Source organism: Aliiroseovarius crassostreae, assembly GCF_001307765.1.
Classification (GTDB): Bacteria; Pseudomonadota; Alphaproteobacteria; order Rhodobacterales; family Rhodobacteraceae; genus Aliiroseovarius; species Aliiroseovarius crassostreae.
Window position 1 is genome coordinate 238722 of sequence record NZ_LKBA01000001.1, and the last position, 22381, is coordinate 261102.

General features: G+C 59.4%; 28 protein-coding genes, 1 tRNA gene and 1 pseudogene. 21 read left to right on the top strand and 9 right to left on the bottom strand.

Annotation, left to right across the window (positions count from 1 at the left end; translation table 11 throughout):
* The first annotated feature begins 24 nt into the window (after window positions 1–24).
* Entirely contained in the window at window positions 25–636 is a 612-nt protein-coding gene (locus tag AKJ29_RS01315) for a pyridoxamine 5'-phosphate oxidase family protein (protein WP_055187374.1), read from the top strand.
* A 55-nt stretch (window positions 637–691) separates the two neighbouring features.
* Here the strand turns inward: AKJ29_RS01315 and AKJ29_RS01320 are convergent, their stop codons facing one another.
* Window positions 692–1657, bottom strand: a complete 966-nt coding sequence (locus AKJ29_RS01320) for an acetyl-CoA carboxylase carboxyltransferase subunit alpha (protein WP_055187375.1) — start codon at window positions 1655–1657, stop codon at window positions 692–694.
* A gap of 173 nt (window positions 1658–1830) precedes the next feature.
* Between AKJ29_RS01320 and AKJ29_RS18535 the strand changes: the two are divergent.
* Window positions 1831–1986: pseudogene (locus AKJ29_RS18535) on the top strand (AraC family transcriptional regulator); the annotation flags it as partial.
* A gap of 81 nt (window positions 1987–2067) precedes the next feature.
* On the opposite strand, the gene AKJ29_RS01325 reads toward AKJ29_RS18535, so the two are convergent.
* Entirely contained in the window at window positions 2068–3027 is a 960-nt protein-coding gene (locus AKJ29_RS01325) for an L-malyl-CoA/beta-methylmalyl-CoA lyase (protein WP_055187376.1), read from the bottom strand.
* Between the two features lie 47 nt (window positions 3028–3074).
* On the opposite strand from AKJ29_RS01325, the gene AKJ29_RS19130 reads away from it, so the two are divergent.
* The 3 genes from AKJ29_RS19130 to dgcA all read left to right on the top strand — a co-directional run bounded on the left by AKJ29_RS19130 (window position 3075) and on the right by dgcA (window position 5359).
* Complete coding sequence (locus AKJ29_RS19130) at window positions 3075–3260, top strand: hypothetical protein (protein ID WP_139231374.1); 186 nt, start codon at window positions 3075–3077, stop codon at window positions 3258–3260.
* A 51-nt stretch (window positions 3261–3311) separates the two neighbouring features.
* Entirely contained in the window at window positions 3312–4313 is a 1002-nt protein-coding gene (gene dgcN / locus AKJ29_RS01330) for an N-acetyltransferase DgcN (RefSeq protein WP_055187377.1), read from the top strand.
* A gap of 80 nt (window positions 4314–4393) precedes the next feature.
* Window positions 4394–5359, top strand: a complete 966-nt coding sequence (gene dgcA, locus AKJ29_RS01335) for an N-acetyl-D-Glu racemase DgcA (RefSeq protein ID WP_055187378.1) — start codon at window positions 4394–4396, stop codon at window positions 5357–5359.
* A gap of 2 nt (window positions 5360–5361) precedes the next feature.
* Here the strand turns inward: dgcA and AKJ29_RS01340 are convergent, their stop codons facing one another.
* A complete protein-coding gene (locus tag AKJ29_RS01340; protein ID WP_055187379.1) occupies window positions 5362–5808 on the bottom strand; it encodes a DMT family transporter in 447 nt (148 codons plus the stop codon).
* Window positions 5809–5942: 134 nt separating this feature from the next.
* Between AKJ29_RS01340 and AKJ29_RS01345 the strand changes: the two genes are divergently transcribed.
* Window positions 5943–6797 carry a D-amino-acid transaminase gene (locus AKJ29_RS01345; RefSeq protein WP_055187380.1) on the top strand — a complete coding sequence of 285 codons (855 nt, stop codon included), beginning with the start codon at window positions 5943–5945 and terminating at the stop codon, window positions 6795–6797.
* Between the two features lie 196 nt (window positions 6798–6993).
* Here the strand turns inward: AKJ29_RS01345 and AKJ29_RS01350 are convergent, their stop codons facing one another.
* From AKJ29_RS01350 to AKJ29_RS01370, 5 genes are all read right to left on the bottom strand, one after another.
* Window positions 6994–7785 carry a DODA-type extradiol aromatic ring-opening family dioxygenase gene (locus AKJ29_RS01350; RefSeq protein ID WP_055187381.1) on the bottom strand — a complete coding sequence of 264 codons (792 nt, stop codon included), beginning with the start codon at window positions 7783–7785 and terminating at the stop codon, window positions 6994–6996.
* A 57-nt stretch (window positions 7786–7842) separates the two neighbouring features.
* Window positions 7843–8310, bottom strand: a complete 468-nt coding sequence (locus tag AKJ29_RS01355) for a hypothetical protein (RefSeq protein WP_055187382.1) — start codon at window positions 8308–8310, stop codon at window positions 7843–7845.
* Window positions 8307–8624, bottom strand: coding sequence for a DUF1244 domain-containing protein (locus AKJ29_RS01360; protein WP_055187493.1), 318 nt, complete (start codon window positions 8622–8624; stop codon window positions 8307–8309). Before AKJ29_RS01360 ends, AKJ29_RS01355 begins: the two co-directional genes overlap by 4 nt.
* Before the next feature lie 12 nt (window positions 8625–8636).
* Entirely contained in the window at window positions 8637–8969 is a 333-nt protein-coding gene (locus tag AKJ29_RS01365) for a 5-carboxymethyl-2-hydroxymuconate Delta-isomerase (RefSeq protein WP_074963675.1), read from the bottom strand.
* A gap of 78 nt (window positions 8970–9047) precedes the next feature.
* The gene (locus AKJ29_RS01370) at window positions 9048–9800 is read right to left on the bottom strand and encodes an N-formylglutamate amidohydrolase (RefSeq protein WP_055187384.1); all 753 of its coding nucleotides are present in this window, start codon (window positions 9798–9800) and stop codon (window positions 9048–9050) included.
* A gap of 191 nt (window positions 9801–9991) precedes the next feature.
* Here AKJ29_RS01370 and pyk point away from each other — a divergent pair, with 191 nt between their 5' ends.
* The 15 genes from pyk (at window position 9992) to AKJ29_RS01440 (ending at window position 21097) form a co-directional block, all read left to right on the top strand.
* Complete coding sequence (gene pyk / locus AKJ29_RS01375) at window positions 9992–11440, top strand: pyruvate kinase (protein WP_055187385.1); 1449 nt, start codon at window positions 9992–9994, stop codon at window positions 11438–11440.
* 28 nt (window positions 11441–11468) lie between these two features.
* Entirely contained in the window at window positions 11469–11693 is a 225-nt protein-coding gene (locus AKJ29_RS01380) for a hypothetical protein (RefSeq protein ID WP_055187386.1), read from the top strand.
* Between the two features lie 154 nt (window positions 11694–11847).
* Window positions 11848–12048 carry a 50S ribosomal protein L35 gene (gene rpmI / locus AKJ29_RS01385; RefSeq protein ID WP_055187494.1) on the top strand — a complete coding sequence of 67 codons (201 nt, stop codon included), beginning with the start codon at window positions 11848–11850 and terminating at the stop codon, window positions 12046–12048.
* A gap of 14 nt (window positions 12049–12062) precedes the next feature.
* A complete protein-coding gene (rplT, locus tag AKJ29_RS01390; RefSeq protein WP_055187387.1) occupies window positions 12063–12425 on the top strand; it encodes a 50S ribosomal protein L20 in 363 nt (120 codons plus the stop codon).
* A 330-nt stretch (window positions 12426–12755) separates the two neighbouring features.
* On the top strand, window positions 12756–13022 hold the full coding sequence (locus tag AKJ29_RS01395; RefSeq protein WP_055187388.1) for a hypothetical protein: 267 nt from the start codon (window positions 12756–12758) through the stop codon (window positions 13020–13022).
* A gap of 109 nt (window positions 13023–13131) precedes the next feature.
* Window positions 13132–13482, top strand: a complete 351-nt coding sequence (locus AKJ29_RS01400; protein WP_055187389.1) for a YciI family protein — start codon at window positions 13132–13134, stop codon at window positions 13480–13482.
* A 6-nt stretch (window positions 13483–13488) separates the two neighbouring features.
* Window positions 13489–14724 (top strand): RNA polymerase sigma factor, encoded by a 1236-nt coding sequence (locus AKJ29_RS01405; protein WP_055187390.1) that lies wholly within the window; start codon window positions 13489–13491, stop codon window positions 14722–14724.
* Between the two features lie 117 nt (window positions 14725–14841).
* Complete coding sequence (pheS, locus tag AKJ29_RS01410) at window positions 14842–15915, top strand: phenylalanine--tRNA ligase subunit alpha (protein ID WP_055187391.1); 1074 nt, start codon at window positions 14842–14844, stop codon at window positions 15913–15915.
* A complete protein-coding gene (locus AKJ29_RS19580) occupies window positions 15915–16076 on the top strand; it encodes a hypothetical protein (RefSeq protein ID WP_161805359.1) in 162 nt (53 codons plus the stop codon). The genes pheS and AKJ29_RS19580 overlap by 1 nt, the downstream gene beginning before the upstream one ends.
* A complete protein-coding gene (locus AKJ29_RS01415) occupies window positions 16073–16495 on the top strand; it encodes an ASCH domain-containing protein (RefSeq protein WP_055187392.1) in 423 nt (140 codons plus the stop codon). The genes AKJ29_RS19580 and AKJ29_RS01415 overlap by 4 nt, the downstream gene beginning before the upstream one ends.
* A 50-nt stretch (window positions 16496–16545) precedes the next feature.
* The gene (pheT, locus tag AKJ29_RS01420) at window positions 16546–18942 is read left to right on the top strand and encodes a phenylalanine--tRNA ligase subunit beta (RefSeq protein ID WP_055187393.1); all 2397 of its coding nucleotides are present in this window, start codon (window positions 16546–16548) and stop codon (window positions 18940–18942) included.
* Between the two features lie 88 nt (window positions 18943–19030).
* The gene (locus AKJ29_RS01425; RefSeq protein ID WP_055187394.1) at window positions 19031–19480 is read left to right on the top strand and encodes a YtoQ family protein; all 450 of its coding nucleotides are present in this window, start codon (window positions 19031–19033) and stop codon (window positions 19478–19480) included.
* Window positions 19481–19585: 105 nt separating this feature from the next.
* Window positions 19586–20020, top strand: a complete 435-nt coding sequence (mscL, locus tag AKJ29_RS01430; protein ID WP_055187395.1) for a large conductance mechanosensitive channel protein MscL — start codon at window positions 19586–19588, stop codon at window positions 20018–20020.
* Window positions 20021–20128: 108 nt separating this feature from the next.
* Window positions 20129–20929, top strand: coding sequence for a mechanosensitive ion channel family protein (locus AKJ29_RS01435; protein ID WP_055187396.1), 801 nt, complete (start codon window positions 20129–20131; stop codon window positions 20927–20929).
* Between the two features lie 91 nt (window positions 20930–21020).
* Window positions 21021–21097, top strand: a tRNA-Met gene (locus AKJ29_RS01440).
* 151 nt (window positions 21098–21248) lie between these two features.
* Here the strand turns inward: AKJ29_RS01440 and ald are convergent.
* Window positions 21249–22367 carry an alanine dehydrogenase gene (gene ald / locus AKJ29_RS01445; protein ID WP_055187397.1) on the bottom strand — a complete coding sequence of 373 codons (1119 nt, stop codon included), beginning with the start codon at window positions 22365–22367 and terminating at the stop codon, window positions 21249–21251.
* Window positions 22368–22381: the final 14 nt, after the last annotated feature.

Sequence of the window (22381 nt, forward strand, 5' to 3'; positions counted from 1 at the left end):
TAGAAAACTAGTTTTGAGGGGAACATGGAATATCTTGAAACAATAGAAGAGCTGGAGGCGCTTTATTCCTCCCCTTCAAAAGCGTCGCTTGTCAAAGTGGCAAAGCGCATGACCCCCACCTATCGCAAATGGATCATGGCATCCAAGTTCTGCGTGCTCAGCACTGTTGGCCCCGAAGGGACCGATGGCAGCCCGCGGGGGGATGACGGGCCGGTGGTGTTGGAGCTGGATGAGCGCCATATCGCGTTGCCGGACTGGAGGGGCAACAACCGGATCGACAGTCTGCGCAATATTGTCCGCGACCCGCGCGTCTCTCTCATGTTCATGGTGCCGCATGTCGATATTGTTGTGCGCCTGAATGGGCGGGCCCGTCTGACGGTGGATGAGGCGCTGCGCCAAAGGTTTGCGCGTGCGCAGGGGGAAAAGCTCCCGGGGTTGGTGACCGTTGTGCAGATTGATGAAATCTATGCCCAATGCGCCAAATCCATCATGCGATCGGGGCTCTGGCGTGCGGATCATACTCCGCCCGATATTCCCAGCCTGGGGGAGATGTTGAAAGAACAGTCCTCGGGCGAATTTGATGGGGAGGCCTTCGATCGGGATTGGCCCAGCAAGGCGGCGCAGACACTTTGGTGATCTGACAAAAAAGGGCCCTCTCGGGGCCCTTTCTGTTTCTGACGGAGGATTGCGATCAGGCCGTAAGGCCCTGCGACCCCATCTTGAGGAATTTCTCGCGCCGCTCCTTTTTCAGGGCGTCGCCCTTCATGCGGTCCATAAGGGCCTTCAGTTCCTCTTCGATGGCTTTCCCAACGGCTTCGATTGTGCCTTTGCGGTCGCGTTGCGCACCGCCCATCGGCTCGTCGATAATCGTGTCGATCACACCCAGTTTCTTGAGGTCTTGCGCGGTCAGACGAAGAGCTTCGGCGGCCTCCCGCATCTTCTCGGAGTCTTTCCACAGGATTGAGGCGCACCCTTCGGGGGAAATGACGGAATAGATCGAATGTTCCAGCATCATCACCGTATTGGCCGTGGCCAGAGCAACCGCACCACCGGACCCGCCTTCGCCGATGATCACCGAGATCACCGGAACATTGGCGTTGAGGCAGCGTTCGGTCGAGCGGGCGATGGCTTCGGACTGGCCGCGCTCTTCGGCCCCCTTGCCCGGATAGGCGCCGGGTGTGTCGACAAGTGCCACGATGGGCAGGCCGAAACGATCCGCCAGATCCATCAGGCGGATGGCCTTGCGATACCCTTCCGGGCGGGCCATGCCGAAATTGCGTTCGATGCGGGACTTGGTATCGTGACCCTTTTCCTGCCCCATCACCACCACAGGCATATCCCCGATCCGGGCAAGCCCGCCCATGACGGCGTGGTCATCGGCAAAGTTCCGGTCACCGGCCAGCGGGGTGTATTCGGTGAACAGGGCGTCGATATAATCCTTGCAATGGGGGCGTTCCGGATGGCGCGCCACCTGGCATTTGCGCCAGGCTGTCAGGTTTTCGTAAAGCTCTTTCAGCAATGTGTCCGCCTTGGCGTCCAGCGCTGCGGCCTCACCCTCCACATCCATCTCTTCATTGGCTCGCGCCATGGCCCGCAGTTCTTCTGCCTTGCCTTCGATTTCTGCCAGTGGTTTTTCAAATTCGAGATAGTGAGTCATGGCCACGCCTGATTGATACCTGTTTCCTGCTATATGACGCTTGGGAAGCCGCATTGCAACGGCCAGCCCCCGGAAAACGCGCCTTGAGCCGGGTTGGGCGGAGGGACGTTTGGCAAGATTTATGCACGGCTCTTGCGGCAGAAACAGGGGGAAAGGTCAGAAGGGGTGCTCAAATGCGATATGAAGACCGGCTGGTCCGGGTGCTTAACCACATTCACGACAATCCGAACGGCGATCTGTCGCTGGATACTCTGGCGGATGTTGCTGCGATGTCGCGTTTTCACGGGCACCGGGTGTTTCACGCCATGGCCGGTGAAACCTGTGCCCGAGGCGGAGCTGCGTAGTTTTGCGTGGGCTGCTGGCGAAATCCCTGCCGCGTGGGCAGGGCCAGTTGGGGAAGAGAGGTCTGATCAGCTATTGGCGATCAACTCTGCCTGGGCGACGATCACTTCGGCCTGTTTGATTGATGCGATGTCGACAAGGCGGCCCTTGTAGACAGTGGCGCCTTCGCCATTGGCCTTCGCCTGTTCCATCGCGGCCAGGATCTCGCGCGCTTCGGTGACGGCTTCTTCAGACGGGGTGAAGACCTCGTTTGCGAGAGCGATCTGTTTCGGGTGGATCGCCCATTTGCCCACCATGCCCAGCGTTGCCGAGCGCTTCGCCTGCGCGATGTAGCCCTCGTCGTCCGAAAAATCGCCGAACGGGCCGTCGACCGGCAAGATGCCGTGGGTGCGGCAGGCGGCAACGATGGCAGCCTGTGCCCAGTGCCACGGGTCGGACCAGTGCTTCTCGCCTTCGCGCAGCATATAATAGTTTTCCTGCGTGCCGCCGATGCCGGTGGTCTGCATGCCCATCGAGGCTGCGAAATCAGCTGCGCCCAGCGACATGGCCTGCAGGCGGGGGCTGGATGCTGCGATGGCTTCGACATGGGCGATACCGGCAGCCGATTCGATGATCACTTCAAAGCTGACCGGCTTGGTGCGGCCCTTCGCGCGTTCGATTGCCGTGACCAGCGCGTCCACCGCATAGACGTCTTCAGCACAACCCACTTTGGGGATCATGATCTGGTCGATGCGATCACCGGCTTGCTCCAGCAGGTCCACAACGTCGCGATACCAATAGGGCGTGTCGAGGCTGTTGATCCGTGCCGACATGTATTTGTTGCCCCAGTCGATCGTGTTCAGGGCCTCAATGATATTGGCGCGGGCAACGTCCTTGTCCGACGGAGCAACCGAATCCTCGAGGTCCAGGTTGATCACGTCAGCAGCGGAAGCCGCCATTTTGGGGAACAGCTTGGTGTTTGATCCCGGGCCAAATAATTGGCAGCGGTTCGGGCGGGCCGGGGCGGTGGGTTGGATACGGAAGGACATGCATCACCTCTGAGCAATGAAGTTGCGATTTTCTTGGCGCAATCGTTATGAAATTGCGTGAGTTAAGGCAAGTTGATTTTGCGCTTGCAGCATTATGCCGCGCAGCGGCAATGTTCCTGCTACCGACAGCCTTGCAAAAGAAATTTGCGCCAAATTATCAAAAAGACGAAGAAACTTGTGCAAATTCCGCCAGCAGCCGTGCCTTCGCAAGAAAATGCGGCATTGAATCGTGAAAATGCCCATTGGGGAATATTTAACACCAAAAAGAGGAAAGGGCCTAGGCCATGATCAAAACTCCGTACCTGTTGTTCCTGGGTGATGCGCCTGATCAATTGGCCGCCAAGGTTGCCATCGGCATCCGTGACTGGCGTCCGGAAAATGCCGTGGGGCAGTTCCGCATGGAGGGCTGTGGTGCGGACCTCGGTCTGACCGATATGACCTTGCAAGAAGCCAAGGCGGCAGGTGCGAAGACGCTGGTGGTTGGCGTGGCCAACCGCGGTGGTGTGATCTCGCAAGAGTGGAAGAAAGTGCTGGTGATGGCGCTTGAGGAAGGGTTTGACCTGGCCTCGGGCCTGCACAACCTGCTGCGCGATGAGCCGGATCTTGTGGCCGTGGCCGAAGCCACCGGGCAGGAACTGCATGACGTGCGGATCCCCGAGGTGGATTACCCGATTGCCAATGGCAAAAAACGGACCGGAAAGCGCTGCCTGACCGTGGGCACTGATTGTTCGGTGGGCAAGATGTATACGGCCCTTTGCATGGACGCTGAAATGCGCAAGCGTGGCCTGAAGTCGACCTTCCGCGCCACCGGTCAGACCGGCATTCTGATCACCGGCGATGGTGTGCCGCTGGACGCTGTGATTGCCGACTTCATGGCCGGTTCGGTTGAATGGCTAACCCCGGACAATGACGAAGATCACTGGGACCACATCGAGGGTCAGGGGTCGCTGTTCCACGTATCCTATTCGGGTGTGACCATGGCGCTGATCCATGGTGGCCAGCCGGACGCGCTGGTTCTGGCGCACGAGCCGACCCGCGCGCATATGCGTGGCCTGCCGGAATATACCCAGCCCTCGCTGGAAGCGCTGCGCGACACCGCGCTGAATCTGGCGAAGGTGGCAAACCCGGACTGCAAGGTCATCGGGATCTCGGTCAACACGCAGCATATGTCGGATGACGACGCCAAGGCTTATCTGGCCAAGGTCGAAGCTGACATGGGCCTGCCGGCGACCGATCCGTTCCGCTATGGCGCGGGCAAGCTGGTGGATGCGCTGGCAGCGATCTGATAGGCCGTTGATGTGATCAGAAGGCTGGGGGCTTTGCCCCCAGACCCCCAAGGTATTTCAGGCAAGAAAAAGGCGGGCGCATGGAAATCTCAGTTACTCCTGACGTGTTCAAACTGGCGCAGGTGTTCACTATCTCGCGTGGATCACGGACCGAAGCGAAAGTGCTGACGGTGCGGGTGAAGGATGGGGACCATCAGGGCTGGGGCGAATGTGTGCCTTATGCGCGTTATGGCGAAACGCTGGAGAGTGTGACGGATGAGATCATGGGGCTGTCAGGCGATATCACGCGTGAGGCGCTTTATGATCTTCTGCCAGCGGGGGCCGCGCGCAATGCCGTTGACTGCGCGTTGTGGGATCTGGGAGCCAAGCGCGCGGGAAAACGGGTTTGGGAACTGGCGGGGCTAGCTCGCCCGGGGCCGGAGATTACGGCCTATACGCTGTCATTGGCGGAGCCTGCCGAGATGCAGGCGCAGGCCGCAAAAAACGCTCACCGTCCCTTGCTCAAGATCAAGCTGGGCACGCCCGATGATATGCCACGACTGGAAGCGGTGCGGGCAGGGGCGCCAAAGTCGCGTATCATTGTTGACGCAAATGAGGGCTGGACCGCCGAGGTTTACGCCGATCTTGCCCCGCATTTGGTGCGGCTTGGGGTGCAGCTGGTGGAGCAGCCCTTACCGGCCGGAGAGGATGATGCGCTGATCGGGATGGAGCGTCCTGTGCCGGTCTGTGCTGATGAAAGTTGCCACGACCGCTCCAGCCTGCCGGGGCTTAAAGGCAAATATGATGTGGTGAATATCAAGCTGGACAAGACCGGTGGTCTGACCGAGGCGTTGCGTCTGCGTGAGGCTGCCCTTGCCGAGGGCTACAAGGTGATGACCGGCTGTATGGTCGGCTCGTCCCTGGCGATGGCGCCGGCGGTGCTGGTTGCGCAGGGGTCGGTTGTGACCGATCTGGACGGGCCGCTTTTGCTGGCGGAAGATCGCGAGGCCCCTTTGTTGTTTGACGACAAGGGGGTGCACCCGCCAGAGGCCGCCCTTTGGGGATAAGCTTAACCGCGCCCGGCGATCTGGGTCAGAAAAACTCCAGCCCCCATCACCGCAATGCCACCTGCACGGGCAAGGGTCAGCGGATGCTGCGTCGCGCCGAACAGGCCCCAGTGGTCGATGATCGCAGCTGAGATCAATTGTCCGATCAGGACGAAAAAGACCGCGTTGCCCACTCCGAATGTGGGGGCCACCCAGGTGATGGTCAGCACGTAAAACGCCACCAAGTACCCGGCGAGGAACAGGTGAGGAGGGGCGCCGATGGCACCTTTGAGGGAACTGCCGGTAAATAGAAAAACCGCGCTGGCCGTGATCAGCGCCACCAGGAAAAGGATCACCCCTGCCGCTACGGGCGACCCCATCCGCTGGCCCAGTGCCGCATTCAGTGCCGCCAATACCGGGATCCCGATTCCGGCCACGAGCATGATCAAAGCAGATTGTGTGGCGGGCATTGAGGCTTCCCCTTTGCAAATTCATCCGTTAGGCCAGTCCTGACGACTTCAATGTCAACAGCCAAGACAGCAACCCACTGCCCCGTCAATCTTTCTTGCATCCCGTGACGCGGCGTTCCAACGAGGAGACACAAATGACCCGTACCGTTTATGTGAATGGCGACTATCTGCCGGAAACCGACGCAAAGGTTTCGATCTTTGATCGCGGATTTCTGTTCGCGGATGCGGTTTATGAGGTGACGTCGGTTCTGGGCGGCAAGCTGATTGATTTTGAAGGCCACGCGGTGCGTCTGGAACGTTCGCTGAAGGAGCTGGGGATCGAGAACCCGATTTCGAAAGAGGACTTGCTTGAGGTGCACCGTGAGTTGGTGCGGGCCAATGAAATTGACGAAGGTCTGGTCTATCTGCAAATCTCGCGCGGGGCGGATAGTGACCGGGATTTCGTGTTCCCGGATGCGGACAAGGTCAAGCCGACGGTGGTGCTGTTTACCCAAAACAAGCCCGGCCTGGCTGAGACGGTAAAGCCGGTCAAGGTGATCTCGATTGAAGATATCCGCTGGGGCCGTCGTGACATCAAAACGGTGCAGCTGCTCTACCCGTCGATGGGCAAGATGATGGCCAAGGCGGCAGGCTGTGATGATGCCTGGCTGGTGGAAGACGGCTATGTGACCGAAGGCACCTCGAATAATGCCTATATCGTCAAAGGGGGCAAAATTATCACCCGTGCCCTGTCCAACGACATCCTGCATGGCATCACCCGTGCCGCCGTTCTTCGCTTTGCCCGCGAGGCGCAGATGGAAGTGGAGGAACGTAGCTTTACAATTGCTGAGGCACAGGAGGCAGATGAGGCTTTCTTTACCTCGGCCTCGGCCTTTGTGATGCCGGTGGTCGAAATTGACGGGGTGGCATTGGGGGATGGTCAGCCCGGCCCGGTCATGGCGCGCCTGCGTGAAATTTACCTGGAAGAAAGCCTGAAAAAGGCTGAGTGATTGGGCATCACAGCTAAGAAATGATGCCCCGCACCGTAAGGTGCGGGGTTTTTTGTCTGTGATTTGATCTGAAAAGAGGGTGGCTGTCATCTGATTGGGGGCGGAGGGCCCGCCACGAAAGCGTTTCAACTTTGACCTGAGACGGGAAAACCGAAACGCCCGGTGAAAACGCCCTCTTGTGTCGCCCTCTCACGCATTACCCAAACCGGAAGCTGGTGGCGGTGACGCCTCCGAAAATCCCCTTTTCGTGGTAGCACACACTGGCGGGGTCTTCTTCGGCCGCGCCAAGGGCAGCAAAGAGCGGCACAAGGTGGTCTTCCTCCTTGTGCGCAATCCGGGCCGAGGGGGCCGTCTCCCAGTTCAGGATTGCTGCTCGGCGCTTGTCCGGTGACAACATCATGGCCGTGTTCAGCCAGGCGTCAAACTCCGTTGAAGGAATGCGCGCCTCGGGGCCCATCAGGCGCAGATTGTGATAAGACAGGCCGGATCCGACAATCAGCACCCCTTCATCGCGCAAGGGGGCCAGGGCCCGGCCAAGTGCCATGTGCTGGGCAGGATCGTAAGCCCTGTCAAGGGACACCTGGTAGGTGGGCATATCGGCTTTCGGATACATCACTGCCATTGGCGCAAACACCCCGTGGTCAAATCCCTGCGCTGCATTCAACGCGCTGGGCAGTCCCGCAGCGCGGATCAGATCCTGTGTCCTTTGCGCAAGATCAGGATCGCCGGGGGCAGGGTAGGTGATTTCATATGTCTCCGGCGGGAAGCCGGAATAGTCATAGACCATGGGTGGCGCAGCGGATGACATCACGTCAAACCCGTTGCTCTCCCAATGGCCTGAAATCATCAGAACTGCTTTGGGGCGTTCGGGCAATTTCGACGGCATTGCGGCAAGGGACCTTTCCAACGTGGCAAACATCTGGCGCATGCGGGGTATCCAGGGCCAGGGGCCGCCACCATGGGAGATGAAATAGGTGGGTTGTCTCATGTCTTGCTCCTTTTGAAGCAGATATAAGGGGTGAATTTATGTGCGAAATATCAAAGTTTAAACAGAAGGTGTTCGAAATTGCACAGAACCCTGCAGGTGCTTTGCAATCCCGCCAACCGTCAGATCCGTAAGCCCTTCTGGTGACCCTTGCCCTACGCAGGTGATGATCCGGGGCAGAACCTCGGAAAACAGCTCTTCCAAATCCAGCATCAGATCGTCGATTACGTGATCCGAGGGACGCAGGGGTAGCGGATTTTTGGCCGAGGAGCAGGTGTGCTGGATTGCGTCATAGACTGCACGTGCGATGGCCGGATCCACATCCGGCAGCGCGGTCAGGAAAGTGTCAAACCCCTCGCCTTCGCGCGCGCGGTAAAGCGCCAGCATTTTCTGTCCGCCATTCCAGATCGACAGGCCGATCAGCACCATGCCACCGAGCATGAAGAGACCAAGGGCAGGGTGGTAATAAAACCCGGCCACGGTCAGCGCGGCGGATACGGCCGTCAGGATCAAAAGCGTGCGGGTCACGCCTTTTCTTCACCCACATTTTCAGCGAAAGCCACTTTGAAGGCCGCCTGTTTCTCCGGGCTGGCGTCGGTCTGATACTTGGCCTTCCACGCGTCCATGCTCATGCCATAGAAGATCTCGCGCGCTTGGGTCTTGTCCATCTCGATGCCGCGCTCATTTGCCGCTTCCTGATACCAGCGCGACAGGCAGTTGCGGCAAAACCCGGCCAGGTTCATCATGTCGATGTTCTGCACGTCGGTGCGCTTTTCCATCAGATGCGTACGCAGCGCGCGAAACGCGGCGGCTTCAAGCTCGATACGGGTCTGGTCGTCCATCCTGGGCTCCATTTATAAAACGTCTTTCGCATAAGACGGGCTGAGATCCGCCACGTCAACGGACAGGCTGCCGACATTTGGCAGTTGGCGCCGCAGCACCGTAAGGATCAGCTGCGCCAACTCCCTCTTTGCCGTCTCGCTGCGTCCCGGCAGCAAAGCCAGAACCGCATGGCAGAAACTGGAGGGGGCGGTGCCGATACGGTAGGCATCGCAGGGAATGGCGCGCACTTTCAGGCTTTCGGGGTGAGGGATCGCGTCATGGGCTGCCAACGCCTCGAAAACGGCCTCACATGCCGCCTGCATTCCCGATGTCACACCGGCATATTCTATCCTTACATGTGGCACCGTGCTCTCCTTTTTTCTTGCCTGAAATACCTTGGGGTGAGGCCTCCCTCCAAGAGGGGGGCCGAGGGGCAAAGCCCCTTACAGCCCGCTCTCCACCAGCACTTCCGTCAGGATCGGTGCAAGCCGCTCTGCCCACCAGGCCTGTTGGGCCTCGGTTTCAATCAGGTCATTGCGGATCTCAATCAGCACATTAGGAAGCCCCAGCTTCAACGCTTGCCGATCAATGCTGTCACCATCCAGATGGCCGCCATAAGGTTCATTTTCACCGACACACCATTCGCCCTCGGCCTCAAGGCGGGCCAATAGCGGCGTTGCCACCCGGCTGTCCTTGTCGTGCAGCACCGCAATATGCCAGGGGCGGGGTTCGCGCCCCTTGAGCTGAGGGGTATAACTGTGCATTGCCAGAAGAACCGGGTTCGGGTGCGCGGCCAGAACCCCGGCCAATGCCTCGTGATAGGGGCGATGAAACGCCGCAAGGCGCCGCTCGCGCTCGGTGGCATCGGCGTGGCGGTTGGCGGGGATGATAGACCCGTCATAAAGCTTCATCAGAACAGTCGGGTCGTCCTCGCCCCGGTTCGGATCCACCACAAGCCGCGAAAACCGCGACAGGATGGCGGGGCTGTTAAGCAGCCGGGACAGGTGGCGGGTAACCCCGGCAGCGCCCACATCATAGGCAATATGGCGGTTCATATCGGCTTCGGGCAGCCCGAGGTCTCCGCCATTGACGCAGGGCGGCACCCGGTTTGAGGCGTGGTCGCAGGAAATCACCCAGCGGCCGGTCAGGGTCTCGCCAATGATTTCAAAAGCATCATGCAAAATCGCGTCTTTCATCGGAGCACTGTCATGGTTTTGTAACGGTCATCTCTTACCGCCATTTACGTCAGTGCAGGGAAAAGCACCAGTTCCCTCACGCATAAAGTGACGCGAAACAAATTGATGAGAGCGCTAACATATCGTTTCACCGCCCCGCAATATTGGCTATAGAGCGGGTGAGGGATGATGTCGCCCAAAAGGAAATGCCGATGAGACGCCAGAGAAATGTAAAAATTGTCGCCACGCTTGGCCCTGCTTCCAGCGATTATGACACTATTCGGGCCTTGTTCGAAGCGGGCGCTGATGTGTTTCGCATGAACATGTCCCATGGCACTCATGACGAGCAACGCGAACGCCACGCGCTGGTGCGCAAGGTGGAAAAGGACCTGGAACGCCCGATCGCTATTCTGGCGGATCTGCAAGGCCCCAAATTGCGTTGCGGTGTTTTTGCCGCCGGTGCAACCGAGATCGAAGAGGGGCAGGTCTTCCGCTTTGATCTTGATGCTACGCCGGGGGAAAGCCACCGTGTCTGCCTGCCCCATCCCGAAATTTTTGCAGCTCTTGAGCCCGGGGCTACCCTGCTGGTCAATGATGGTAAGCTGCGCCTGCGGGTCAAGGATTGCAGCGCTGATCACGCCAATTGCATCGTCGAAGTGGGCGGCACGATTTCGGACCGCAAAGGTGTGAACGTGCCCGATGTGGTGCTGCCCCTTGCAGCGCTTTCCGAAAAAGACCGTGCTGATCTGGAATTTGCCTGCCAGCTGGGGGTCGATTGGCTTGCGCTCAGCTTTGTGCAGCGGGCCGAGGATGTGGAAGAGGCCCGCACGCTGGCGCAGGGCCGTGCCGCGGTTCTGTCAAAGATTGAAAAACCGGCTGCAGTGGATGCGTTTGACGAGATCCTGAAAGTCTCGGATGGGATCATGGTTGCGCGTGGTGACCTTGGTGTCGAGCTGCCGGTTCAGGCCGTGCCGCCGATCCAGAAACGTCTGATCCATGCCTGCCACCGTGCCGGCAAACCGGTGATTGTCGCGACTCAGATGCTGGAAAGCATGATCGAAAGCCCGATGCCCACCCGCGCGGAAGTGTCCGACGTGGCCAATGCGATTTATGACGGGACCGATGCGGTCATGCTGTCGGCCGAAAGTGCGGCAGGGGCTTATCCGGTTGAAGCCGTGGCAACGATGAATGCCGTGGCCATCGAGGTCGAAAATGATCCCACCTACCGCGAACAGGTGGATGCACAGCGCGTGGCCGCGCGACGGGGCGTGAATGACGCCATCGTTGCAGCCGCGCGTGAGATTGCCGAAACCACCGACATCAAGGCGATCTGCTGTTTTACCCAGTCTGGCACCACGGCGCTGCTCACCTCGCGGGAACGGCCACGGGTGCCGATCATCGCGCTGACCCCGCTGCGGGGGACGGCGCGGCGTCTCTGCCTGTCCTGGGGCACCAATTGTTTTGTCACCCCGGGGGAGGTCAAACGCTTCAAGGCCGCAGTGGTTTCGGCGGCCCGGGCCGCCCGCGCCTCTGGGCTGGCGCAAGAGCATGATCAGATCGTCGTGACGGCGGGTGTGCCCTTCAACGTGCCCGGCACAACCAACATCCTGCGGGTGGCCCCCTGTGACGAAAGGTTGATTTTCGCCACGGATGCGGAGTAATAATACCTTATTTATATAGGGTATTCAGATGACACATGATCTTTTCCTGGTGATCGGGATCTGCGTTCTTGTCCTGTCGATCCCGGCCATCCTCAACGCGATGCTGGATGGTCATGCCCCCCGGGTGGCCGCCATTACGGTTCTGATCGGAGGGGGGCTGATTTTCATGGCGGTTCGGGGAAAGCCCGGCGGATATGCGATTGCGGATATCCCGGATCTGTTTGTCACCGTATTGGGGCGGATCCTCAACTGAGAAGGCGTTGCGCCCGCGCAGGTTTTTTGTGCTGAATGGGGGCTGATACCCCTTGTCAGACTGGCGAATCCCTTCTATACGCCACACTTCATGCGCGCCCGGCTCAAGTGGCATGCCGAGTCGCGTCCGAACCGAACCCATGAAGGAGACGGAAATGCCCAAGATGAAGACCAAATCGAGCGCCAAGAAGCGCTTTAAGGTGACTGCAACTGGCAAGGTCCTCGCTGGCCAAGCCGGTAAGCGTCACGGTATGATCAAGCGGACCAAGAAATTCATCCGCGATGCCCGTGGCACCACCACCCTGTCCGCCCCCGACGCAAAGATCGTCAAGGGCTACATGCCCTACGACCGCTAAGAGGAGTATAGAATATGTCCCGCGTTAAAGGTGGAACCACAACTCACGCCCGTCACAAAAAAGTCGTCAAGGCCGCAAAAGGCTATTACGGCCGCCGCAAGAATACCTTCAAGGTAGCGCGTCAGGCCGTCGACAAGGCGAACCAATACGCAACCCGCGACCGCAAGAACCGCAAGCGCAATTTCCGCGCCCTGTGGATCCAGCGTATCAACGCAGCCGTGCGTTCGCATGACGAGGCCCTGACCTATTCGCGCTTCATCAACGGCCTGAACCTGGCTGGTGTTGAAGTCGACCGCAAAGTGCTGGCCGACCTGGCCGTGCACGAGCCGGAAGCTTTCGGCGCGATCGTCGAGAAAGCAAAGGCTGCTCTGGCCTAAGCCGGACGCATTGCACCAAGATCAAAGCCGCAGGGGAAACCTTGCGGCTTTTTCTATTTTGGGCGGTGTGATTTCCTGTTGTTGCTATTTATAGCGTGTTCAGTTTGACCGGATTCATGCATTCATCCGACAGGCCGAGGCAGCGTTTGCATGTCATAACGCGTTCGGCCTGTCAGATGAATTCAATTGAACTGAACACGCTCTAGAGCGTTTCGCGTTAATGTTGAATCATCTAACGCTGCCTGAAATCAAAGATTTCAACGCGTTAAGTGATTCCTTGTGGATCAGGTTAAACGCGAAACGCTTTAACGAAGTCGCTGGAGGGGTAAGATGGAGCTGACAAAAGAGGACTTGCCGGAAATCGGCGACCGCAATTCGATCTTGGAGTTTGCGGCAGGTTTCAACGGATACACGCATTTTGGTTCATTTGGGGCCTGTTCCGATGCGGCCTGGGCAAAGAAAAGGGAGACCCTCATCGACCTGCGCAACGAACTTTTCTTTTCCTACCGTGCCTCCAATCACCTCGGTACAGATGATTTCGTAAAGACATATGCCGATTTGCATCCGTATTTTCTCAGGCTTCTTGACGGCGAATGACCTCAGACCGTTTTTGGAAAAATGCTGATCACATGTCGATTTGGTCGTTTCCCAAACGTCTGGTATCCAGAAAGGCACTGACCTTTCCCCATTTCAGGAAGGAAACTCAATGCAATACATGCTTCTGATTTACAATGCCGAAGACAATGGCCCGCAACCCGGAACTGAGGAGTTTGGGCCCTATATGCAGGGCTATGTGGACTTCACCAAAGAGGTTCAGGATGCGGGCAAAATGCTCTCGGGGGATGCGCTGCAACCCGTGGCAACCGCTTCCACAGTGTCTGTTCGTGCGGGCAAAACCGAAATCGTGGATGGCCCCTTTGCCGAAACCAAAGAGCAGTTGGGCGGCTTCTATATCCTCGACTGTGAGGATCTGGATGAGGCCCTGCACTATGCCGCCAAGATCCCCGACGCCGCCTACGGTCGGGTTGAAGTGCGCCCCGTGATGATCTTCGACTGATCCCTTATGGTGCCCCCGGTTGACCTCAGCATAGACCGTCTGATCCGCGAAAACTGGGGGCGCCTCCTTGCTGTGCTAACCGCCCGGCTGGGGGATTATGCGCTAGCGGAAGACAGTCTGCAGGATGCGGTGGTCGAGGCGCTCTCCCATTGGCCCAAATCCCTGCCGCTCCACCCGGATGCCTGGCTGTTGACCGTGGCTCGACGCAAGGCGTTGGATCGGTTGCGCCGCGCGCAGACCGCCAGCCGCAAAGAAGGTGAGCTTGCATTATGGCTGGATCAGACCCGGTCCGAGGAAGGGGGCAACATGGGCGTGATCCCCGATCATCGTCTGGAGCTGATCTTCACCTGCTGTCACCCGGCACTTGAGGAAAAGACCCGCACCGCATTGACCCTGCGGGCCATCGGTGGGCTGACCACCGCGGAAATTGCCGCCGCCTATCTGGACAAACCCGAAACAATAGCCGCCCGCCTGACCCGTGCCAAACAGAAGATCCAGCAGGCGGGCATTCCGTTCAGATTGCCGGACGCGGAGGATTTGCCAGAGCGCCTTGATGCGGTGCTGCGGGCCATATATCTCATTTTCAACGAAGGTTTCCGGTCCAGCGGGGCGGAACTGACCCGTGCAGATCTTGTGGGTGAGGCGATCCGGTTGGGGCGCATTCTGGCGGGTCTCCTGCCAGCCGATCCTGAGGTGAAGGCGCTGCTCGCCCTGATGTTGCTGGGGGATAGTCGCCGTTTGACCCGAATGGATGAAGACGGGGCCTATGTCCCGCTTGAACTGCAGAACCGTGCCCGCTGGGACAAGCCGCGTATTCGTGAAGGCATAACGCTGGTAAAGCAGGCGCTGGGCGCGGGGCCGCCCGGCCCCTATGCATTACAGGCCGCCATTAGCGCGCTGCATGCAGAGGCACCGGATTTTGACAGCACCGACTGGGCGCAGATCGTGGCGCTTTATGATCTGTTGCTTGCCCGGCACCCGAACCCGGTGGTCCATATCAACAGGGCCGTGGCGCTGTCCTATCTTCACGGGCCTGACGTGGCATTGGCGCAGTTGGATTGCCTGCCCACCCATGCGGGTCTTGGCCGATATCAACCTTACCATGCCTGTCGGGCTGACCTTCTGGCGCGACTTGGCCGGGCGAAAGAAGCCGCGGATCACTACCGGCAAGCCATCGACCTGACCACATCCGTGGCGGAAAAGACCTTCCTGTCTGGGCGAATGGCGGCTTTGCCCCTGTGATCGCCCACGCATGCTTGCGTTTTCGTGCCTCAATAGGTAGCACGGCAGGGTGCAAACCGGGGCATCCCCCGGGGGTGATCCGATGGTAATCCATCGGCAGTAAACCAAGGGACGAAGATGGACGATCTGAGGCAGAAATATATCGACGCCGTGGCAGGGGCCGCGGATGAGGCCGCACTGGAAGATATCCGCGTGCAGGCCGTGGGCAAGAAGGGCGAAGTGGCGCTGAAAATGCGTGAGCTGGGCAAGATGACGCCTGAGGAACGCCAGATCATGGGCCCGAAGCTGAATGCGCTGAAGGACGAGATCAACTCGGCCATTTCCGCCAAGAAATCCGCGCTGGCCGACGCAGCCCTTGATGAGCGTCTGCGCACCGAATGGCTGGACGTCACCCTGCCGGGCCGCCCCGCACGTCAGGGTACGATCCACCCGATCAGCCAGGTGACCGAGGAGATCTCGGCCATCTTTGGCGACATGGGCTTCTCGGTTGCCGAAGGGCCGCAGATCGAAAGCGACTGGTACAATTTCGACGCGCTCAACATCCCGCCGCACCACCCTGCGCGGCAGGAGTTTGATACGTTCTACATGCACCGCGATGAAGGTGACAACCGCCCGCCGCATGTGCTGCGCACCCACACCTCGCCGGTGCAGATCCGTGCGATGGAAAAGACCGGTGCGCCGATCCGCGTGATTGCACCCGGCCGTGTCTACCGCTCGGATTACGACCAGACCCACACGCCGATGTTCCATCAGGTTGAAGGGCTGGCGATCGACAAAGACATCTCGATGGCAAACCTGAAATGGGTGCTGGAGGAATTCTGCCGCGCGTTTTTTGAAATCGACGGCATCGAGCTGCGCTTCCGCGCCTCGCATTTCCCGTTCACCGAACCCTCGGCCGAGGTCGACATTCGCTGTTCCTGGGAAGGTGGCACTTTGAAGCTGGGCGAAGGCGACGACTGGATGGAAATTCTGGGCAGCGGCATGGTGCACCCGAAAGTGCTGTCGGCGGCGGGTGTGAACCCCGACGACTGGCAGGGCTTTGCCTTTGGCCTCGGCATCGACCGTCTGGCGATGCTGAAATACGGCATCCCCGACCTGCGCGCCTTCTTCGATTCAGACCTGCGCTGGCTGCGCCACTACGGGTTCGCCTCGCTCGACGTGCCGACCATGCGTGGGGGGCTGTCGCGCTGATGCCGATCTGGATCAATGTCATTGTGGTTCTGGCGATGGGTCTGCTTGTCCTCTGGGGCATGCGCGGGCTTGTGCGATCCATTGATCACTCGATGGAGAACCAAGGGGATGATGACACATCCAAATCGGCAGACCCAGCAGAGGATGAGGACAAGACATGAGCGATGAGATGGAAGACCTGCAGGTCACCTATCCCGGTGCGGGCACGTTCAAGTTTGGCGACAGCGCCGAACTGTCCAAACGCCTGATCGACCTTGTCCGCGCGGGCAAGAAACGCGCCACCTGCGGCGCGCTGGCCGATTTCAAGGACGAACCCGAAGCAATGCCCGTCGTGGGCCGCACCGATATTGCCGCCAATTGGGATGGCACCCCCGCTCTGGTGATCAAAACCGTGAAGGTCGAGGAAATCCGCTTTTGCGACGTGACCGAAGAGATGGCGCTGGCGGAAGGCGAAGATGATGACCTGGCCGGGTGGCGCAAAGGGCACGAGGCCTATTTCGCCCGCAATGGCGGGTTTGACCCGAACATGATGCTTGTGTTTGAGCATTTCGAACTGATTGAGGATTTGGCCGACCGCTAAGCCGGGGCCACGAAGGAACGCCGTCAGGGCAGACGACTGAGGATACGAACATGAAATTCACACTCTCCTGGTTGAAAGACCACCTCGACACCGAAGCCTCGGTTGACGAAATCGCTGAGGCCTGCACCGATCTGGGGCTGGAGGTCGAAGAGATTTTCAACCCTGTGGATCGTCTGGGGGCGTTCACCATTGCCAAGGTCACGTCGGCCGAGAAACACCCGGATGCGGATCGTCTGCGGGTCTGCAAGGTTGAGACCAACGAAGGCGAAAAGCAGATCGTCTGCGGCGCGCCGAATGCGCGCGAAGGCATCACCGTGGTGCTGGCCAAGCCCGGCGATTACGTGCCCGGCATCGACGTGACGCTGTCTGTGGGCAAAATCCGCGGCGTGGAAAGCCATGGCATGATGGCCTCCGAGCGCGAGCTGGAGTTGTCGGAAGAACATGACGGCATTATCGAGTTGCCCTCGGGGGAAGTGGGCGAGAAATTCGTCGACTGGCTGGCCGCCAATGACCCGACCAAAGTGGACCCGGTGATCGAGATTGCGATCACGCCGAACCGCCCCGATGCGCTGGGCGTGCGCGGCATTGCGCGCGACTTGGCCGCCCGTGGTCTGGGTGCGCTGAAGCCGCTCAAGGATCACAAGGTCGAAGGCAGCTTTGACAGCCCAATCAATGTCACCATTGACGACGATACCCGTGATGACGCGCCAGTTTTCATGGGGCGTCTGATCAAAGGCGTGAAGAACGGGCCCAGCCCCGCATGGTTGCAGGCGCGTCTAAAGGCGGTTGGCCTGCGCCCGATCTCGGCCCTGGTCGATATCACCAACTTTTTCACCTACGACATGAACCGCCCGCTGCACGTGTTTGACGCAGACAAGGTCAAGGGCGACCTGCGGGTGCACCGCGCGAAGGGTGGTGAGACCTTGGTGGGGCTGGACGAGAAGGAATACACTTTCCCCGAAGGTGCCGTTGTGATTTCGGATGCCGAGGGTGTGGAAAGCATCGGTGGCATCATGGGCGGCCTGCCCACGGGTGCGACCTTCGAGACCACCAATGTCTTCCTTGAAGCCGCTGTCTGGGACACGATCCAGATCGCGAAAACCGGCCGTGCGCTGAAGATCAACACGGATGCGCGTTACCGCAACGAACGTGGCATCGACCCGGAATATAACGCCCCTGCGATTGAAGCCGCGACCCAGATGATCCTTGATCTCTGCGGGGGGGAAGCCTCGAATGTGGTTGTTGCCGGTGAGGTGCCGGATGTGGCACGTGCCTATAAGCTCGACACAGACCGTGTGCAGTCGCTGGTGGGGATGGACATTCCGGCCGATGAGCAGCGTGCGACCCTGACCGCGCTGGGCTTCACGCTGGAAGGTGACATGGCGCATGTACCATCGTGGCGCCCCGACGTTCTGGGCGAGGCGGATCTGGTCGAGGAAGTCGCCCGCGTGGCCTCGCTGACCAAGCTGGTTGGCAAGCCGCTTGCGCGTGCCCATGTAGGTGTGCCGAAAGCGATCCTGACTCCGATGCAGAAACGCGAAGGCGTCGCGCGGCGCACCGTGGCGGCGCTGGGCTACAATGAATGTGTGACCTACAGCTTTATTGATCAGGAGGCTGCTGCGCGTTTCGGGGGTGGAACCGATGCGGTGGCGCTGGCCAACCCGATCTCCAGCGAGATGAGCCATATGCGCCCCTCGCTGCTGCCGGGCCTTCTGGCGGCGGCGGCCCGCAACCAAGCGCGCGGCTTCATGGATCTGGCGCTGTTTGAAGTTGGCCCTGTTTTCCATGGCGGCGAGCCGGATGAGTATGAGCAGATGGTCACCGGTATCCTTGTTGGTCACACCGGCCCGCGTGACCGTTTTGGCGCCCGCCGCCCGGTTGATACCTATGACGCCAAGGCGGATGTCGAGGCCGTTCTGAACGCCATTGGTGCGCCTGCCAAGCTGACCTTCGTGCGTGATATGAACGCATGGTGGCACCCGGGTCGCTCGGCCAAGCTGGGTCTGGGACCGAAGAACATCCTTGGCGCCTTTGGTGAACTGCACCCGAAAACCATTGAGCAATCGGGCGTAAAAGGCCCGGTTGTGGCCTTTGCCGTGCATCTGGCGAAAGTGCCGTTCCCGAAAGCCAAAGGCACCGGACGGGCAGCGCTTGGCGCGTCTGACCTGCAACCGGTTGAGCGCGATTTCGCCTTTGTGGTGGATGCGGATGTGGAAGCGATCAATCTGGTGAACGCCGCAGCAGGGGCCGACAAGGCGCTGATCACGGATGTGAATGTCTTTGACGAATTCATCGGCGGTAGCTTGGGTGAGGGCAAGAAATCCCTCGCCATCACCGTGCGCCTGCAACCGCGTGACGCGACCCTGACCGATAAGGATATCGAGGCGGTTAGCCAGAAGATTGTCCAGAAGGTCGAGAAGGCCACGGGCGGCAGCCTGCGGGGTTAATTCCTTCGCCGGGGCGCCTTGCGGCCCGGCACACGCCCGCCCGCCCGTGCGGGCGCGTGCCTAACGTCTGGGGATGAAAGGGCTTCCTATGACGCTTTCCGTTTATCTTTCCGGCGAAATCCACACCGATTGGCGTGATCAGATCATCGCGGCATGTGACGGGCTGGATGTAAGCTTTTCTTCCCCGGTGACCGATCATGACGCGTCAGATGATTGCGGCGTGGCGATCCTGGGCGAAGAGCCCAATAAATACTGGCACGACCATAAAGGGGCGATGATCAACGCGATCCGCACCCGCAAGGGCATTGAAGAGGCCGACGTGGTGGTGGTGCGCTTCGGCGAAAAATACCGTCAGTGGAACGCAGCTTTTGATGCCGGTTATGCGGCTGCCAAGGGCAAATCTTTGATCATTTTGCAGCAATCAGACCATGATCACGCGTTGAAAGAGGTGGATGCCGCTGCCCTTGCCGTGGCCCGCAACCCCGGTCAGGTGGCGGAAATCCTGCGCTATGTGCAAACAGGCGTCCTGCCCGCCTGAGGGGAGTGCTTGACGCCATTTCCCCTGTTTTCACGCGGCAGGTGATTGCATTAGGGTATGCACACAACTGGTCAACCGGTGCGCGAACAAGGGAAAGGGGCTGTTATGCTGCAAGAGTTCAAAGATTTCATTGCCAAGAGCAATGTGATGGATATGGCTGTCGGGATCATCGTCGGGGCCGCCTTCACGGCAATTGTCAAATCCATGGTGGGGGATCTGATCAACCCATTTGTCGGATTGTTCACCGGCGGGGTGGATTTCACCAACCTTTATGTGGTGCTTTCCGGCTCGGTCCCGCAAGGGGCATCGCTTGAGGCCGCGCGCGAAGCCGGGGCTGCGGTTTTCGCCTACGGGGCCTTCGTGATGGCCGTGATCAATTTCCTGATCATCGCATTCGTAGTCTTCATGCTGGTGCGCTATGTCAACAAGGTGAAAGAGGCCGCCGCTGAAAAAGAGCAAGAGGTGGCTGAAGAGGTCCCTGCAGGCCCCACCGAACTGGAACTCTTGACCGAGATCCGTGACGCGCTGAAAAAGACCTGAGACCAACACCTGCTGCCCTTTGGGGTGGCGTCAATTCGGGGCGGCCTTCTGGCCGTCCCTTTTCATGTGCAATACGCTCCGAAGCGGAGCATGAAATGAGGCAAAGATATGAGCGAACTTTTCTCTGGGGCCTGGGGCCCGATGATTTTGAATGTGGGGCAGGCCCTTTTGGTGCTTGTTGTTGGCTGGATTGTGGCGGGCCGCCTTGGTGCATTTGCCCGCAAACGTGTGAACCAGACCAAGGGCATTGACCCCACCCTGGGCAATTTTCTGGCCAGCATTGTGAAATGGGTTGTGCTGGCGATGGTGCTGGTGGCGGTTCTGGGGATCTTTGGGATCGAGGCTACATCGGTTGTTGCCATCCTTGGCGCGGCCTCTCTGGCCATTGGTCTGGCGCTGCAAGGCACCCTGTCGGATCTGGCGGCAGGTGTGATGTTGATTGTGTTCCGCCCTTACAAGCTGGGGGATTTCGTGGATATCAACGGCACCTCCGGCACGGTAAAGGATCTCAACCTTTTCGTGACGGAACTGGCCACTGCGGACAATGTGCAGATCATCGTGCCGAATGGTCAGGCCTGGGGGGCGATCATCACCAACTATTCGGCCCATGATACCCGCCGCGTCGATATGGTGTTCGGGATCGACTATGGCGATGATGCCAATGTGGCGAAAGACGTGATCCTTGAGGCCGTGTCTGGTGATGTGCGGGTGTTGGCGGACCCTGAGCCCTGGGTGCGGGTGACCAATCTGGGCGACAGTTCGGTCGACCTGACCTGCCGCGTCTGGGTTGAAGCTGCGGATTATTGGGAGGTGAAGTTCCACCTGACCCAGTCCGTCAAGGAAGCTTTTGATGCCAAGGGCATTTCGATCCCCTATCCCCATACGGTTGAGATTCAGAAGAAGGGATGAGGCAAAAAAATGCGCGGGCTGGTGGAGAATAATACACTTTCCATTTGACACCATGCGTGGCTTGGAATACTCACCGCCCACGATATGAGATGGCGTGGTAGCTCAGCTGGTTAGAGCACAGCACTCATAATGCTGGGGTCGGCGGTTCAAGTCCGCCCCACGCTACCATATCGAACAAAACCCCCGCCTCTGGCGGGGTTTTTTGTTGGGGAGAGGCCTGCCTCTGCGGGACGTTTTCATCTGATTCTGCACCTCCGTTCCCGCAAAAGACAAGCCCCACCGGATGGCGGGGCTTGTCCTGTGTTCTCAAAGGCGGCGATCAGATAGTAAGCGCCTCTTCCGGGGTGATGCAATCCAGACCAAGGGCTTCGCCCACGGCGGCATAGGTCAGCTTGCCAGCATGCACGTTCAGACCGTTTAGCAGGTGCTTGTCGGCCTTGCAGGCCTCTTTCCAGCCCTTGTCAGCCAGCGACAGCATGAAGGGCAGGGTGGCGTTGCCAAGGGCGATGGTCGAGGTGCGGGCGACGGCGCCCGGCATGTTGGCCACGCAGTAATGCATGACGCCATCCACTTCGTAGATCGGGTCTGCATGGGTGGTGGCGCGGGAGGTTTCAAAGCAGCCGCCCTGGTCAATGGCCACATCCACCAGCACAGCGCCGGGTTTCATGGTGGACAGCTGTTCACGCGAAATCAGTTTCGGAGCGGCGGCGCCGGGGATCAGAACGGCCCCGATCACCATATCGGCGGTCTGGATCAGTTCGGCGGTGGCGGCGGCAGTGGAATACTGGTTCTTGAAGACCCCGCCATAGACGTCATCAAGGTAACGCAGACGCGGCAGCGAGCGGTCCAGAACGGTCACATCCGCGCCCATTCCGGCAGCGATCTTGGCGGCATGGGTGCCGACGACACCGCCGCCGATGACCACAACCTTGGCCGGGCCAACACCGGGCACGCCGCCCATCAGAACGCCACGGCCGCCATTGGCCTTTTGCAGGGTCCAGGAGCCGACCTGCGGTGCCAGACGACCGGCAACCTCGGACATCGGTGCCAGCAGCGGCAGGCCGCCGCGATCATCGGTCACGGTTTCATAGGCAATTGCGGTGCAGCCGCTTTCCAGAAGATCTTTGGTCTGTTCGGGATCCGGAGCCAGGTGCAGGTAGGTAAAGAGGAGCTGACCTTCACGCAGCATTTTGCGCTCGATGGCCTGGGGTTCTTTCACTTTCACGATCATGTCTGCCTTGGCAAATACCTCTTCGGCAGTGTCCAGAATGGTGGCCCCTACGGCCACATAATCGTCGTCAATAAAACCGGCGCCCATGCCGGCATTGGTTTCAACGATCACCGAGTGACCCCGCCCAATGGCTTCGCCGGCGGCGGCGGGGGTCAGACCCACGCGGAATTCTTGTGGTTTGATTTCTTTCGGGCATCCGATCAGCATGGGTGTCTCCTCTT